15 protein-coding genes are annotated in these 13,835 nt (G+C 51.9%); 6 read left to right on the top strand and 9 right to left on the bottom strand.

Annotated features, from left to right (window positions below; translation table 11 throughout):
* The first annotated feature begins 158 nt into the window (after positions 1-158).
* The 4 genes from UNDKW_RS22500 (at position 159) to UNDKW_RS22485 (ending at position 3,862) form a co-directional block, all read left to right on the top strand.
* Positions 159-938, top strand: coding sequence for an ABC transporter substrate-binding protein (locus UNDKW_RS22500; protein WP_162060546.1), 780 nt, complete (start codon positions 159-161; stop codon positions 936-938).
* Between the two features lie 142 nt (positions 939-1,080).
* Positions 1,081-1,485 carry a hypothetical protein gene (locus UNDKW_RS22495; RefSeq protein ID WP_162060545.1) on the top strand — a complete coding sequence of 135 codons (405 nt, stop codon included), beginning with the start codon at positions 1,081-1,083 and terminating at the stop codon, positions 1,483-1,485.
* Positions 1,482-2,660, top strand: a complete 1,179-nt coding sequence (locus UNDKW_RS22490) for an MFS transporter (RefSeq protein WP_162060544.1) — start codon at positions 1,482-1,484, stop codon at positions 2,658-2,660. The genes UNDKW_RS22495 and UNDKW_RS22490 overlap by 4 nt, the downstream gene beginning before the upstream one ends.
* A 77-nt stretch (positions 2,661-2,737) precedes the next feature.
* Complete coding sequence (locus UNDKW_RS22485) at positions 2,738-3,862, top strand: DegT/DnrJ/EryC1/StrS aminotransferase family protein (protein ID WP_162060543.1); 1,125 nt, start codon at positions 2,738-2,740, stop codon at positions 3,860-3,862.
* A 187-nt stretch (positions 3,863-4,049) separates the two neighbouring features.
* Here UNDKW_RS22485 and UNDKW_RS22480 read toward each other — a convergent pair whose 3' ends face one another.
* The 3 genes from UNDKW_RS22480 to UNDKW_RS22470 all read right to left on the bottom strand — a co-directional run bounded on the left by UNDKW_RS22480 (position 4,050) and on the right by UNDKW_RS22470 (position 6,810).
* Complete coding sequence (locus tag UNDKW_RS22480; RefSeq protein ID WP_162060542.1) at positions 4,050-5,288, bottom strand: metallophosphoesterase; 1,239 nt, start codon at positions 5,286-5,288, stop codon at positions 4,050-4,052.
* A gap of 22 nt (positions 5,289-5,310) precedes the next feature.
* Positions 5,311-6,378, bottom strand: coding sequence for a tetratricopeptide repeat protein (locus tag UNDKW_RS22475; RefSeq protein WP_162060541.1), 1,068 nt, complete (start codon positions 6,376-6,378; stop codon positions 5,311-5,313).
* An 84-nt stretch (positions 6,379-6,462) separates the two neighbouring features.
* Complete coding sequence (locus tag UNDKW_RS22470; RefSeq protein WP_162060540.1) at positions 6,463-6,810, bottom strand: helix-turn-helix domain-containing protein; 348 nt, start codon at positions 6,808-6,810, stop codon at positions 6,463-6,465.
* A gap of 137 nt (positions 6,811-6,947) precedes the next feature.
* Between UNDKW_RS22470 and UNDKW_RS22465 the strand changes: the two genes are divergently transcribed.
* Positions 6,948-7,502, top strand: a complete 555-nt coding sequence (locus tag UNDKW_RS22465) for a carboxymuconolactone decarboxylase family protein (protein WP_162060539.1) — start codon at positions 6,948-6,950, stop codon at positions 7,500-7,502.
* A gap of 14 nt (positions 7,503-7,516) precedes the next feature.
* Here UNDKW_RS22465 and UNDKW_RS22460 read toward each other — a convergent pair whose 3' ends face one another.
* Complete coding sequence (locus tag UNDKW_RS22460) at positions 7,517-8,323, bottom strand: hypothetical protein (protein ID WP_162060538.1); 807 nt, start codon at positions 8,321-8,323, stop codon at positions 7,517-7,519.
* Between the two features lie 479 nt (positions 8,324-8,802).
* Positions 8,803-9,696, bottom strand: coding sequence for a CPBP family intramembrane glutamic endopeptidase (locus UNDKW_RS22455; protein ID WP_162060537.1), 894 nt, complete (start codon positions 9,694-9,696; stop codon positions 8,803-8,805).
* A 392-nt stretch (positions 9,697-10,088) separates the two neighbouring features.
* On the opposite strand from UNDKW_RS22455, the gene UNDKW_RS22450 reads away from it, so the two are divergent.
* Entirely contained in the window at positions 10,089-10,988 is a 900-nt protein-coding gene (locus UNDKW_RS22450) for an ABC transporter substrate-binding protein (RefSeq protein ID WP_197892982.1), read from the top strand.
* 70 nt (positions 10,989-11,058) lie between these two features.
* Here the strand turns inward: UNDKW_RS22450 and UNDKW_RS22445 are convergent, their stop codons facing one another.
* From UNDKW_RS22445 to UNDKW_RS22430, 4 genes are all read right to left on the bottom strand, one after another.
* The gene (locus tag UNDKW_RS22445; protein ID WP_162060536.1) at positions 11,059-11,394 is read right to left on the bottom strand and encodes a hypothetical protein; all 336 of its coding nucleotides are present in this window, start codon (positions 11,392-11,394) and stop codon (positions 11,059-11,061) included.
* 154 nt (positions 11,395-11,548) lie between these two features.
* Complete coding sequence (locus UNDKW_RS22440) at positions 11,549-12,766, bottom strand: hypothetical protein (protein ID WP_162060535.1); 1,218 nt, start codon at positions 12,764-12,766, stop codon at positions 11,549-11,551.
* Positions 12,767-12,939: 173 nt separating this feature from the next.
* Positions 12,940-13,251: a hypothetical protein gene (locus tag UNDKW_RS30145; RefSeq protein WP_197892979.1), complete on the bottom strand. Its 312-nt coding sequence runs from the start codon at positions 13,249-13,251 to the stop codon at positions 12,940-12,942.
* 51 nt (positions 13,252-13,302) lie between these two features.
* Positions 13,303-13,710 carry a response regulator transcription factor gene (locus UNDKW_RS22430; protein WP_162060534.1) on the bottom strand — a complete coding sequence of 136 codons (408 nt, stop codon included), beginning with the start codon at positions 13,708-13,710 and terminating at the stop codon, positions 13,303-13,305.
* Positions 13,711-13,835 lie beyond the last annotated feature (125 nt).

The raw sequence follows: 13,835 nt of genomic DNA, 5'->3' as shown, positions 1-13,835 counted from the left end.
AAGAATATATTTATATTAAAACGAATATATCCGTATATCCACATGCATAGCATGATTGGTATTACTACTTAATGACTGCCCTTGATCAGCATCTGCCTGGAGAATGTGTGGCACACTTATGAAAGTGGTTTCGTTTCCAATATTTCAGAATACGCGCAGTGTTTCTTAAAAAATCCTTGTATAACTTGCTCTGTCTCCTGTTGTGCTGTCTCGCATGCGCAGGCAGCACCGATGGCAAGGCAGAAACCATCACGCTCATCGGTGAGGATAGCTGGTACCCGTATTCTGCCCTCAAGGATGGCAAGAACCGGGGCTTTGCCGTCGATGTCATCAAGGCTGCCTATGCGGCGGTGAATATTGATGTGCGCTTTATTGCCACCCCATATTCACGCTGCCTGATGCTGGTCAAAAGCGGGCAGGAGCTTGGTTGTTTCGACAGCCTCAAAGATACTGCACTGGAGCCGGATTTCATCTTCCACAAGGAAGCCATCTTCAAGGCCAGCGTCGGCATCTATGCCAGAACAGACAGCCCGCAATCAAGAGTCAGCAAGATCAATGTGCAGGAATTGCATAAATATGTGATCGGTGTGACTCATGGTTATACCTATGGCAGCGCATTTGAAAACGATGCGCGCATAGTCCGTGAAGCTGCACCCAGTGATTTATCCAGCTTGCGCAAACTCCTGCTTGGGCGTTCTGACTACTCTCTCATCTATACCCGTATTGCTGATTACCTGAGCAGCATACACCCGGATGAGTTCAAGGGGAAAATCCAGCAAACCGGCATCCTGCTGGAAGACAGTCTGTATGTAAGTTTTTCCAAGCGCCGCCCGGAATCACAGCGCTATGCAAACGCCCTTGATCAGGGCCTGCGCCAGATCAAGGCAAATGGTGTGTATGCGGCCATAGAAAGGAAATGGGCCAGGCCAGAGCCATGAATCTTGGGTAGGGTGCGCCATGCGCACCGTTTTAAAATCCCAAGCGAGGCGAGATTTCGGTGCGAATGGCCCACCCTACCAAGCTGTATATTGATAACGAAAATTGCATTTGCAGACAGTGAAGAAAAAAATGAATTACGTAATGGAAGAAATTTCCAAGCCTGACCAAGACAAGATTTTTAGTGATCTCGCCAATGACTTTAGAAAGACGCGATGGTTGCAGATGAGAGGAGGTTATTTTAACGATGGCGTGCCAAGAAAATGGGTCATAGACAGAGAAAACGATACTTATCTGTTTTCTGCGCCGCCAGTCAGCATGTCGGAAGAAAATAAATATTATTTCTTCTTCAAGAAAGTCATGCATGTCCTGCACATAAAAACGAGGGATTCACAGACAATTTATTTTGCTGAACATGTGAATATGAAGCCTGCAAAGCTGGAAGAATTGAAATCGGCAATTAAAGCTGCTTTTGCTGAATATGGGCTGGGTGGCGATGGGAGATATCTTTGTCCTCCGAATAAATTTGGGGACATGATATTGCCATGAGTTTGATATCAAATAAAGTAGTCCCCATCAATAAAACTGACTCGGCACACCGTCTCTCCACCCGCCTCGCTTTCCTCGCCGCTGGCCTGGTTGTTTCTGCATGGGCGCCACTGGTGCCGTATGCCAAAGACAGGCTGGGCCTTGATGAAGCTGCACTGGGTCTGCTCTTGCTGTGTCTCGGTGGTGGCTCTTTGTGTGCCATGCCTGTGACAGGCATGCTGACTGCACGCTTTGGCTGCCGGCCCGTGATCTTGACGGCAGGTGCATTGACTTGCCTGATCCTGCCTTGCCTCGCTGTCGTCAGTAGTCCCTTGCTGTTTGGTCTGACGCTCCTTTTGTTCGGGGCTTCAGTAGGCACTCTCGATGTGGCGATGAATATACAGGCCGTGATTGTTGAGAAGAACAGCGGTGCCGCGTTGATGTCCGGCTTTCATGGCATGTTCAGTGCCGGTGGTTTTCTCGGCGCGGGTACCATGGCCTTGCTGTTATGGTTGAACATGCCTGTCCTGGCCGCCAGTATCTGCCTGAGTTTGCTGGTCGCATTGATGTTGCTGATTGCCAGCCCGAATCTGCTGCATGAACTCGAAGCATCCGAGCGTGATGGCCCGCAATTTGTGATACCGCATGGTGCAGTGATTTTCATCGGTGTCCTGTGTTTCGTGGTCTTCCTGGCTGAAGGTGCCTTGCTCGACTGGGGCGCATTATTGCTGACCGCCGGGCGCGGGCTGGATGCCGGGCAGGGCGGTATAGGCTATGCCGCATTTTCGGTCGCCATGACATTGGGCCGCCTGACGGGTGACCGCGTAGTGGCGCGCCTGGGTGGCAAGCTGGTCATGCTGGCTGGGGGCGTGTGTGCGGCGCTGGGTTTTTTTGCCGCTGTACTGGCCAGCTCAGCAGTCATTGCCATCCTGGGCTTTATTTTGATAGGCATAGGTGCATCAAATATCGTGCCTATCTTGTTCAGCGCCGCAGGCAAGCAAAATGCCATGCCTGCCAGCCTGGCCATTGGCGCCATCACCACCATAGGCTATGCCGGTGTGCTGGCTGGCCCGGCGCTGATAGGATTTGTTGCCCATGCCATCAGCCTCAACATGGCTTTTGCAGGGCTGGGTGTGGCGATGTTGCTGGTGGCTGCCAGTGCGAGGTTGAAGCTGTTTTCAGGGAGCTCAGTCTGATTGATTTGCTGGCGCAAAGCTGTTTAAAAAAATCTTCAGCTACAATAGGCTTTCATTTTCAGCCTACAATTTTCGCCATGACCTCATCCGCATACCGCAAATTCGCCCAGCCACAATTATCAGAAGCCAGCATACAGGCCGTGGTAGATGTGCTGCGTTCCAACTGGATTACGACTGGCCCCAGGGTCGGTGAACTGGAACAGGCGCTATCAGCAACTTTTGGACATCGCCCCACCAGGTTGCTGACCTCGGCCACAGGTGCGATGGAGGTGGCGCTGGCACTGTGCAATATAGGTGAAGGCGATGAAGTCATTACGTCTGCGCAGACTTTTTTCTCGGCCATGAACATGATCGTTAAATGCGGTGCCAAACCCATATTTGTCGATTGTGACCTGGTCACCCGCGCCATTGACCTGGCCCAGGTCGAAGCAGCCATCACACCTAAAACCAAAGCCATTATGCCTACGCATTTCCCTGGTGCACTTGGTGATATGGATGCGCTGTATGCACTGGCCAAGAAGTACAAACTGCGCGTCATAGAAGATGCAGCACTGGTGCAGGGTTCGAAGTGGAAGGGAAAACCCGTAGGCTCATTTGGCGACATCGCCATCTTCAGCTTCCATCCAAACAAAAACATGACCACCATAGAAGGTGGTGCGATTGTCGTGAACGATGAGGCTGAGGCACAGCGGGTAGATGTACTGCGCTTTCACGGCATCGTCAAACTGCCAGACCAGACCCGTGATGTGGTAGAGGCCAGCGGCAAGTTCAATATGTCGGATGTATCAGCCGTGATAGGCCTGCATCAACTGACACAGTTCGACGACTTCATGGCCCAGCGCCAGGTGCTGGCGGATCGCTATTTCGCCAGCTTCCCGCAGCTACCTGGTGTCGTGCTGCCACCGCAGGACCAGCCAGAGCAGACCTGGAATATGTTTTGCGTACTCATCCCTTACGAAAACTTTGGCCACACCCGCAGCAGCTTCCGTGCGGCGCTGCATGATGCAGGTATAGGTACGGGCGTTTCTTATGAAGCTTGTCACACGACTACCGTGGGCAAGAGTTTTGGCTATGGCGAGGGTATGTTCCCCAATGCAGAACGCATCGCCCGCGAGACTGTGACCCTGCCTTTGCATGTGGGTTTAACGGTGGTGGATGTGGATGAGATTTGTGCGGTGGTGAAAAAAATATTAATGGGGTGATTATCCAGCAACGGTTTTAGTGAAATTATTCGGTCTTTCAGCTATTTGAATATCGTAGGGCGTATTGTAATACGCCGCATGGGATCGTGAAATGAGGGCGATCTGTTGATTAAGCAAACATGCGGTGCATTACAATGCGCCCTACGTCAAAGAGTATGGCTTTGGTATGGGTAGTTTTGATGCTGAGTCAATCGCCCGCATCCTTGCGCTTTTCCGTCGCATCCGGCACTGCAACTTTTTGCCCATCCACGCCTGCCTTGCTAAGCTGGCCTTTATCCCAGAACAGCATCTCACCCTTGACGCCGCCTTTTATGCCGGAATCGATGGAGATGACTTTGCCCTGGTAGTGGGAATACACACCATCCATGGTGGTGTGGCCAACGACGATGCGTTCGAGCTTGAGTTGCTGCAGCATCTTATCAAGGTCGGCAAGGGGTAATTTGGGTGCATTGAAATAGCCACGGTACCATAACGGCCCTATGCTGCCGTACAGCCAGCTCAGTACATCGTCAGTCTTGATTTGTGCTTTGCTCAAACCCAGCGTGCTGCGGTATTTTTCATTGATCTGTTGCAGACTCATGTTGAGGCTTTGATGATCGGGATGCAGGCCGCCATGCATGAAGAGCATGTCATTGACCTGCACGATCACAGGTTTGCTGCGCAGCCAGCGACCGAGCACGCTGCTGTTATCAAACATTTGCTGATAACTGACACTCAGGTGCTGGGCGACGGCAGCATATTTTTTATTCAGGTAACGCACGTCGCCTGCCATGGAGATAGCTTCATGATTACCCAGCAGCAGGTGCACGCCACCACCGGCGGCGCTGGCCTGGGCTTCGAGTGCATACAATAGCCACAGGGATTCAGTGACCTTCGGGCCACGGTCCAGTACATCACCGGCGATGACGAGATGGCCTTTGCCATAGGTCCATCGCCAGTCCTGGTTGATGATGCCATTGGCCTGCAAGAGCTTGAGCATGAGGTCAAACTGGCCGTGGATGTCACTAATGGCAGCGAGCTTGTCGGCCTTGAATTTGATGGTCGCAGGAAAGGCAGTTTCAGCCGGACGTATCGTCAATGCCTGCGGATAACCGCAAGCTGGGGGCAGGCTGATGTTGGCAGAAGTGCTGAAGTTTTGCTTTTGCAATTGGTCATTGCATATCCAGTTCACATCCAGGCCGCCCTTGTCGGGCTGGTTCGGCGACTGGTAGAACGCATACGGGCCATCATTGATGCCAGTGACCGGTGTGGTGGACGCAGATGCCGTTGCAGCTGATGCCGGCACCGGTGCGGTATTTTGCGCCAGCGCCGTACTCAGCATTAAGACACTGGCGAGGGCGGCAACGCTACTGCACAATACGAATGAATTGAATGAATTGAATGAATTGAACGAGCGAAGGCGAAATAGTGATGCTGATGCTGGCATGATCTATCTGGAAAATTTTTGCTTAGTTTTTTAGATAATAAACTTCACCCCGATAAATCTCGGGTTTGGCTTGATTCGTGTTCAAGACCGGCAAGACCAGCCTCGGTGGCAGATTGCCGAGCTTCCATTCGCTGGCCAGTGTCATGGCTTGCTGTATTTCTTCTGTCTTCAGTCGGAAGGCCAGGCCCAGCTTTTGTTTGTTGGGCATGTCCTGCATTTCCTTGGCGGTATCGAGCCTGTCGGCGATAGAGAAATACAGGTAGGCGCGGGGCAGGTCGGCGGCAATGCCATTGCCTTCGCTATAGATATTGCCCAGCCAGGCAAACGCCCGTGCGTGACCCTGGCGGGCAGCCTGTGCCAGCAGGTGGATGGCGAGATTGACATCGCGTGGCATGCTGGCACCGGACAGGTACTGGGTAGCCAGATAAGTCTGTGCCTGCGGGTGACCCTGGTTGGCAGCCTGCGCCGCATAGATATTGGCGACGCGCTGGTTGACCTCGGTACCCAGGCCCAGCGCAAAAATGCGCGCCAGGCGGAACTGGGCTTCTGCATCATGCTGGTCGGCGGCAGCCCGGTACAACTTGTTGGCCTGCTCCATATCCTTGGGCACACCCAGGCCCATTTCAAGGCAAATACCCAGGGTGACCTGGGCGCTGGCCAGACCTTGCGCAGCAGCTTTTTGATACCAGGAGATGGCTTGCGCCATGTCTTTTTCTACACCTATGCCCAGGCGATAGCCTTCTGCCAGGTTGAATTGTGAACTGGCATAGCCAGAAGCAGCAGCCTTGCTAAACCACTCCATGGCCTTGGCTTCATCCTTGTCTGGCCCTTTGCCGCTCAGGTACAGGGTGCCCAGATTATGCTGGGCTGCGGCTTCGCCGCTTGCTGCCCGGGTACTCCAGTCCTGGAAGGCCAGGGCAAAATTACCCTCTCTGAAGGCGGCTGCGCCGACATCCGGTGCGGCTGTGGCAGCAGGTTTGGCTGGTGCGGTGACTGCTGTGGCAATGGCATTAGCATTAGCATTCGCATTCAGGGCATGGGCTGAGAGCAGAGAGCAGAGCAGGGGAGCGAGGAGTGTGGATTTGTACATGGATGATGAGAGGCTTGCAGGCGGACGGCTCAGGTTTGCTATTGAGGGTGTTAGTGTAAATCATCTTGCTCTGCACAGGTGAAATCAGCACTGCTGCTGGACATCGTCCAGCATCTGCTGCCATTCTTCTGACCAGGCCAGCAAGGGCAGCATTGCCTTGACCAGGTTCAAGCCTGATGGGCTGAGGCTGTAACCGCCAGCAGCACCCATCTCGACGATGCGGGTTTCGCGCAGTTCGCGCAGGCGCTGGTTGAGCACGGTGGGCGACATGGCGTCGCAGCGATCACGCAATTCACGAAAACTCATCGGCTCGCCCCGCAATTCCCAGATCATGCGCAAAGTCCAGCGGCGGCCCAGCAAATCCAGTAAGGCCATGATGGGGCGACCAGTCTGCGATCCCCGTACTGCCTGCCCTGGTTTTGGTGTCGTCATATTTTTTCCTTGTGCTACATTAAATGTAGCGGTATGCTGTTTGCTACTGATAGCGTAGCGGTTTGTGAATTTTAACACCGGGTGATGCCTTGTTGGCATTGGCCCCTATTTCATGGCGAATTTTTCAGGAGAATACGATGGACATGCCAAGAATTGCCCCACTGGAGCCACCTTTTGATATTGACCTAGAGCAGGCTCTTGCCCGCATCATGCCACCCGGCATGCCGCCCTTGGCGCTATTCCGTACCCAGGCGCATAACAAGCGTGTCTTGCTGCGCATGTTTGCCGGCAATCTGCTGGACAAGGGCGAGATATCCTTGCGGGAGCGCGAACTGATCATCCTGCGCACCTGTGCCCGCTGTGGTTCGGAATATGAATGGGGGGTACATGTCACCCTGTTTGCCGCCAGGGCAGGCTTGAGCAGGGAAGACATTGCTGCCACGCTCTGCGATGCGCCAGCATCAAGCGCTTTGTCAGCCAGCGAAATGCTATTGCTCAAAGTCGTCGATGATTTGCATGAAACATCAAGCATCACGGATGCGTTATGGGCAAATCTGGAACAGCATTTCAGCCAGGCGCAACTACTCGAAATCATCAGCCTGGTGGGCAGCTATCACACCGTGTCCTTCGTCACCAATGCCGCAAGAATAGAGCTGGAAACTTTCGCCGCGCGTTTTGCGCAATACCAGTGAGCCGGCGATCTGAATCAGTTACCGGTTTTTCGCATCATGGCCTGCAGCCTGAACAAGTCACTCATTGCATACAGGCCTACCGACGCAACCAGGTGGCTCTGGTCAGGTTTGTCAGTAATGCCCGTGGCAATCAGGTGGAACTGGTTAGCCGGGTCAGGCACATGGCGCATGCCACAGACTGCATGTAATGAAATGCGTGTCTTGCCATCATTATAGGTCTCACCTTGTGCTGTGCATCCCTGCAAGGCGGCCATGTCCGGCCTGTGCTCAAAGCGCGTCCGGTAAAACTCGATAATGGGGTATTCATTAAAGCCATTGATCTCATGCACATAGGCGGCGTAATAATACTCTTCCAGTCTGATGGCAATGACATCCTGCGCCCGCAGGAATGTCAGGCTGTCTCTCGTCGATGGCCGCTTTTTCAAAGCCTGGGCAGGGCTGTTCAGCAAGGCCTTGATGGCATCGGTATTTCTGAAAAAAGCATCGCTGAGTGCCACTGCTGCATTCAAGTTGTCTATCGCCTGCAGCGCAGACACGGTAATGGCTGCCTCGGTCATGCCGTGCTTGTGTAAGAGCAGCGCCAGTGCCAGTGCAGTCTTGTCCCTGTACAAGGGCGTGGCTTCATCGTCACTGGCGTTGAGCACACAATTCCAGCGCGCCAGCAGTTTGGGCAACACATAGCCAGCCACGGTCAGTTGCTGATCATGTTTGGCATAGCTCATGGCAGTCGATGTCAGGCTGGCGACATCATCTTCTATGACCTGCACCAATTGATGGGCGGCCAGTTTGTCGAGGGCTTGCTGGTGGGTGATGTCGGGCATATATTTCCTGCGGGCTGTTCAAGGTTTTACAATAACAGCTTGCTCACTCCAGCAAAAACAGATTTTCATTTGCTCACACTTGCATTCACATGAGCATTTTTTGCACAAGCGCTGGTAGAAACTGCCAGGCATGGCCTCAATGTAAACCTGGCTGCTTTGCCCTGTTTCGCTGATCAGGTTATGTCATGACACCGGAATACCCACATTCAGGCTCATGAATTTTTGCATAGCACCATCTGGCGAACAGAAGTTTTTGATATTCAACCTGCAAAGTCATGGGCTACCGAACAAGTCGCAAGACTGTGTATCAGGGCGTGTCACTCCATCTTTTAGTCAAGCGAATGGTTGAGAAACCTCGCCTGGTAAGGCGTGTGGAGCGCTACTTTGCTAGCTGAATGAGCCACGCCCATCTTCTCGCAAAGGCACATCACCAGACTGGTGCTGGTGACGGTATTGGCGACTTGGCTACAGCGCAGATATCATGCCGCCGCAAGCTGGCGCGGTTTTTTCCAGAAGCCTGATTTGACTTCACCCTTCTTCCAGGCCAGGTACAGGAATACCACACCCATCAAGGTCGCCAGAAAAACCGCGAGCACTGAAGCTTCTGCCCCAAAAGCACCACCGCTGAGCCATTCAGAACCTGTCATATGGGTTTGCAGCCAGCCCTTGCTGTCTGTGCCTGATACCGCAACAGAAAACACCGCACCCTGGGTAAAGTTCCAGGAAAAATGCATGGCGATGCACAGCGCCAGGCGACGAGTCAGCATATAGGCTGCGCCAAATGCGATACCCGCTTCCAGCGCAATCGCAATTGAACTGAAGACAGTGGCACCCGGGTTGGACGCATGGGCAAAACCAAAGGCCAGGGCAGAGATCAGGATGGCGACGGCACTGCCCAGGGATTCTTCCATCATGCGAAAGATCATGGCGCGAAAAAACAGCTCCTCCATGACCGCTACTACCACAAAGATGGGCAGGTATTTGAGCATCAGCCTCGGGTCATTATAGCCATCGACATGAAATACACCCAGCAAGGACAAACTACCCAGCACCAGCACAAACAACATGGCGCCCAGCACCAGGCCGATCAGCCATTCTTTCCAGGCAGAAAATAAGGCCAGCTCAGTCGCCTTGCGTTTTTCTATGACGCGTACATAGAAAGCATAGCTCAGCCAGCCCAGCAGCATGGCTGTGATATTGCGAAATACCACCCAGTCCGGCCCGCCCAGGAAATGTGACATGGCCTTGCGGGAAACAAATTGCACGCCACCGACGATGAGTACCGCCAGCAGGAATTTGACGATGGTGTATTGCAAAAGTTTTTGATGCCAGACTGGCTTGTCCAGGCTGGTGGTGATTTCTGCAGTTGTCATAAATATCCCCATGGATTTTGTTGTGAGTATAGTCTGCGTCAGCCAGACCCATCAATGGCAGGCAATGCCCGACAATAATTGCGTGGATGACTGGCTGGCACTATAAACAGGTGACAAACTATTTACATCAGGGATAAGACAAAGTGCAAAAAGCAGGGATTGAATGGGAAAATACGCCGATAAAAAGCAAGTCCGGATTGAGAGCCCGCCAAGCTGCAATCCATCGGGCCAGTCATTCTCCTTAATGCAAGTCCCTGTATTTTGTCTGCTTCCTGTCAATCTGCGGGATGAAGTTGTAATTCGCCTGCGGATTCTTGACACAGACTGGGCAGTGCGCATTACACTTAAATGTGGCACCAGCCTTACTGCAAACCTTTTTACCAGGATATCAGATGAAATTGCCTAGACTGCTGATACTGCTTTGGATGATCATGGGCTGCTTGTACCCGGCGCACGCCAGTGATGTTGCCAGCAATTCCAGTAATGTCAGCAGCAATGCAGGCAAGCTCATACGCTATCCACGTCTGTCCACGCAACTTGATCCGCATAGTGACTATGTACTGGAAGTGTTAAGGCTGGCGATCAAGGCTAGTGGTCAGCCTTATCAGTTGCAAGCAAGTGAGGCCCCCATGCAACAGGCGCGCGGTATCTATGAGCTGAGCTCGGTGAAGGGGAATGTCGATATCCTGTGGACCATGACCACAGATGAGAGGGAGGCGCAGCTAATCCCCATCCGCATCCCCATCGACAAGGGCCTGATAGGCTGGCGCATTGCTCTGCTGACAGAGGCGAATACGAATATCTTCAAGGATGTCAAAAACCTCAAGGACCTGGCGGCCTTCACTGCCGGGCAAGAGCTGGACTGGCCCGATGGGCCTATATTGAAAAGCAATGGCCTGCCGCTAAAAACTTCGGCATCCTACGAACCACTGTTCAATATGCTCAAGGCGGGGCGCTTTGATTATTTCCCGCGTTCTGTTTTTGAAGTGCAGGTAGAACTCGATGGCCGCCCAGGTCAAAAACTGGTCATCGACAAGCATATCGCTCTGTATTATCCAGCTGCCCTGTACTTCTTTGTCAGCCCGCGCGAACCAAAAATGGCAGAAGACATACAGAACGGCCTGGAAGAAATGATCAAAAATGGCAGCTTTGAAAAAATATTCCAGCGCTACCAGCAAGCCACGATCAAAAACATCAACCTCAAATCCCGCACCATCATCAGCTTGCGCAACCCTTTGCTGAACCCGGAGAAAATGCCTTTGAACAGGCCGGAATTGTGGTTTAAACCTTGAAAAGACCGACTGCGTTTCAACGCGATTTTTGCCGCTGAAAAATTGGGGTAGGGTGCGCCCTGCGCACTTCTCAAAGCTTATCCAAATTTTTTTGTGCAGGCAAATCACGGTACAACTTCAAAAACCTGAACATCTTCGGCCATTCTTCGCGCGGCTTGAACACAATCGCAACTTCCCGGTGATCAAGCGCAGATTCTGTCAACACTACATGATCTTCAACCAGTTTGGCATTGTCAAATTCTTTGGCATTGACACGACATACCGCTTTAAAAAATGGCCCGGCCAGCCATGCTTTGACTTCAGGTGTATCCTGAAAGCGCAGATAGCCCGCCAGGGATGCATGGGCCACCGCCACCATTGCAAAGCCAAGAGGAACGTCTTCTTTGACGAGGATATACATTTTCATAGAGGAGCTTCAGCAAAAGTGAAATATGAAAGCAGGTTAAATTGCATAGGCCAGGGTGCGCCGTGCGCACCGTTTATCGCTACATGGCAAATCTATCGATGCGCAAGACGCACCCTGCAAATTGCCATGATCCATAAAACGCTTGTGTGCTGTCTTATAAAGTCGATTCCGTCGCCGCATCCAGCTTGTCCTGTGCCGGAAACTCTGATACCAGATAGCGTTCAGGATAGCCTTCCTTCTTTTGCATGAGCTCGCCTGCCGTGCTGCACAAGTCATCCCAGCTCAGTATCTTGCTGGTGTATTCACCCTCCTGGCTTCCAGGGATCACCATGGCGACCAGGTCGGTTTTAGGCAGCAGCGATACTACACCCCGGGTCCAGGTCGAGAGTGAAGTCAGTTTGTCGGTGTCATTGTTCTTGAGTACGGTATAGCTGGCGACAAAAATATCTTCCCCGGTCTTGTCATGCAGGGCTTCGAGCAATTCTTTTTGCGAGCCATAATCTTCTGCCCTTTGTGCAGTCAGCAGGTTTTTCAGGCGGTCAAGTACATCGGCATTTTCAGGTAGATAACTGACTGCCTTGCCATCCCTGAGTTTGTACATACCGGCTGAGACTACCCGGCCTTCCTGTTCCATGCAGGATTGTGCATGCTCCAGCATCGCTAATTGCGAGGTGCTGGAATTGGCATTGCAGAGCAATAACCTGCCACGGGTGGGCACCATCAATACCGGGTCACTGCCGCAACCGGCGCGATAAATCAGGTCGGGCAACAGTATGCGTGAAGAGTCATAGGCATCTTCCCACACCCCGGCGACGACACCTTCACCAAGATTGACAAACTTGTCTTCAGTGCGGTCACGCAAATTATCCAGTGCCACTTTCAGGGCATCTTCCAGGCTGATGTTCCAGCTTTCATAATTACTCTGGTTGACCAGCGCCATCGAATGTTCGGTATCGTAAGCCAGCATCAGCATGGCATCGTCGCCAAAGGGCAGGGCAGCCTGCTGATAAGACATGGACTTGTCCTGCATCAGCGAAGTCAGGCGCAGGTATTCACCCTGGCCGCAGGGTTTGAGACTGGGCATCAGATGTTTGCTGGCACTGGCAAAATCCTCGGGTATGCCATTCACCTGCAGACCTGCGGTGTACTTCAGCAGCACATGGTCACGCTGGCTTTTGGCCGCAGCACAATAATCACGGTAGGCATTGTGCAGGTTCAGGATGTGCGAGCCATTTTCACCAGCCACCAGGCGGAACTCCGCTTCATCAAAATGCATGGTCTGGGCGATGCCCTTGTTGCGTGCATACTTGATGACGATCTGGGCAAATTTGTGCGTCGATGGCTTGGACTTGAATAAATCGAAGAATCCCATGAATCTCCCGGCCTGCTGTGTGGTTATCGTAAATCCAGTGATGCCCTACATCTTTGCTGCAGGGCATTTTCTGTATGATAACGTCAACGATGGGACTTGTGTTCGCCGTATTTGCGTCCTTCCCCCCGGTTTGTCAGTCCATTAATTCCCGTTCAGTCATGTAAACGTGAAATTCAGCTTTGATTGGCAATGAGTATCTGACTTATTTGCTCAGATATTCTTTTTTTTTCGTCTATGTAGGCCGTCATCTCCGAAGTGACATGTCTTGCCACCACTGAAGATTTATCGCTTTTCACCAGTGTAAATGCATTTACCAGTTCTCTAAGGCTAATCGCCTGGGTTTTCGAGCGCTCAGTCGAGGCTGCCGCCTGTTCAACAAGGGTTGCATTTTGCTGAGTAATGTCGTCCATTTTCGTGCTTGTCTGAGTGACTTGTTCTATGCCCGCACTTTGTTCTTGATTGGTGACGGGAAAATTATTACGCATGATGGAATTCCATGAAAGTACCAGTTCTTTAATAAATGATTTGGTCTTCGTTCAAATTGCCAGCCTGGACCCTGGCAAGCCAGGCGTTTCGTGATTGAGGGCCTTTTTAATTGCCTTGCTTAAAGCTTGATCACTCACAGGTTTTTGTAAAACTGCAATAGCGTTCGACAAGCAAGCCTGTTTAAAATCTTCTGTCAGTTCGTGTCTGGTCAAGACGATTACTGGAATTTTTTTCGCCAGTTGCTCGAGCTTGGACATGATCGTAAAGCCGGACATATAAGGCATGTGCAAATCCAGAATGATGCAGTCAGGCTGTGTAAAGGGCAGGCTGGCTATGAACAGGTAACCAGAGCTAAAACTCAACGCCTTTAACTCCATTGTTTCCAACAGATTGACTAACGCCTCCCGCGTTGCTGCGTCGTGATCAATGACTGCTATCCATGTAGATTTGTTTCTCATGAGCATTATCTTATGATGTTACTTCGTTCTGAGATATTGGACCTTGGTCCAATATGGGACGTGAATTTGTAAAGCCGTGTTAAACCGATACAAAAAAAGACTGCAGATTTTTTCTGCACTCTCTT

Origin of the sequence: Undibacterium sp. KW1, from assembly GCF_009937955.1 — a bacterium.
Classification (GTDB): domain Bacteria; phylum Pseudomonadota; class Gammaproteobacteria; order Burkholderiales; family Burkholderiaceae_D; genus Undibacterium.
This window is presented reverse-complemented; position numbering and strand designations above follow the sequence as displayed.

What these genes read in the sequence shown, in the direction of transcription:
- UNDKW_RS22495 (WP_162060545.1), top strand. Translation starts at nt 1,081, where the DNA reads ATGGAAGAAATTTCCAAGCCTGACCAAGACAAGATTTTTAGTGATCTC.
- UNDKW_RS22490 (WP_162060544.1), top strand. Translation starts at nt 1,482, where the DNA reads ATGAGTTTGATATCAAATAAAGTAGTCCCCATCAATAAAACTGACTCG.
- UNDKW_RS22485 (WP_162060543.1), top strand. Translation starts at nt 2,738, where the DNA reads ATGACCTCATCCGCATACCGCAAATTCGCCCAGCCACAATTATCAGAA.
- UNDKW_RS22480 (WP_162060542.1), bottom strand. Translation starts at nt 5,288, where the DNA reads ATGCCAGCATCAGCATCACTATTTCGCCTTCGCTCGTTCAATTCATTC.
- UNDKW_RS22475 (WP_162060541.1), bottom strand. Translation starts at nt 6,378, where the DNA reads ATGTACAAATCCACACTCCTCGCTCCCCTGCTCTGCTCTCTGCTCTCA.
- UNDKW_RS22470 (WP_162060540.1), bottom strand. Translation starts at nt 6,810, where the DNA reads ATGACGACACCAAAACCAGGGCAGGCAGTACGGGGATCGCAGACTGGT.
- UNDKW_RS22465 (WP_162060539.1), top strand. Translation starts at nt 6,948, where the DNA reads ATGGACATGCCAAGAATTGCCCCACTGGAGCCACCTTTTGATATTGAC.
- UNDKW_RS22460 (WP_162060538.1), bottom strand. Translation starts at nt 8,323, where the DNA reads ATGCCCGACATCACCCACCAGCAAGCCCTCGACAAACTGGCCGCCCAT.
- UNDKW_RS22455 (WP_162060537.1), bottom strand. Translation starts at nt 9,696, where the DNA reads ATGACAACTGCAGAAATCACCACCAGCCTGGACAAGCCAGTCTGGCAT.
- UNDKW_RS22450 (WP_197892982.1), top strand. Translation starts at nt 10,089, where the DNA reads ATGAAATTGCCTAGACTGCTGATACTGCTTTGGATGATCATGGGCTGC.
- UNDKW_RS22445 (WP_162060536.1), bottom strand. Translation starts at nt 11,394, where the DNA reads ATGAAAATGTATATCCTCGTCAAAGAAGACGTTCCTCTTGGCTTTGCA.
- UNDKW_RS22440 (WP_162060535.1), bottom strand. Translation starts at nt 12,766, where the DNA reads ATGGGATTCTTCGATTTATTCAAGTCCAAGCCATCGACGCACAAATTT.
- UNDKW_RS30145 (WP_197892979.1), bottom strand. Translation starts at nt 13,251, where the DNA reads ATGCGTAATAATTTTCCCGTCACCAATCAAGAACAAAGTGCGGGCATA.
- UNDKW_RS22430 (WP_162060534.1), bottom strand. Translation starts at nt 13,710, where the DNA reads ATGAGAAACAAATCTACATGGATAGCAGTCATTGATCACGACGCAGCA.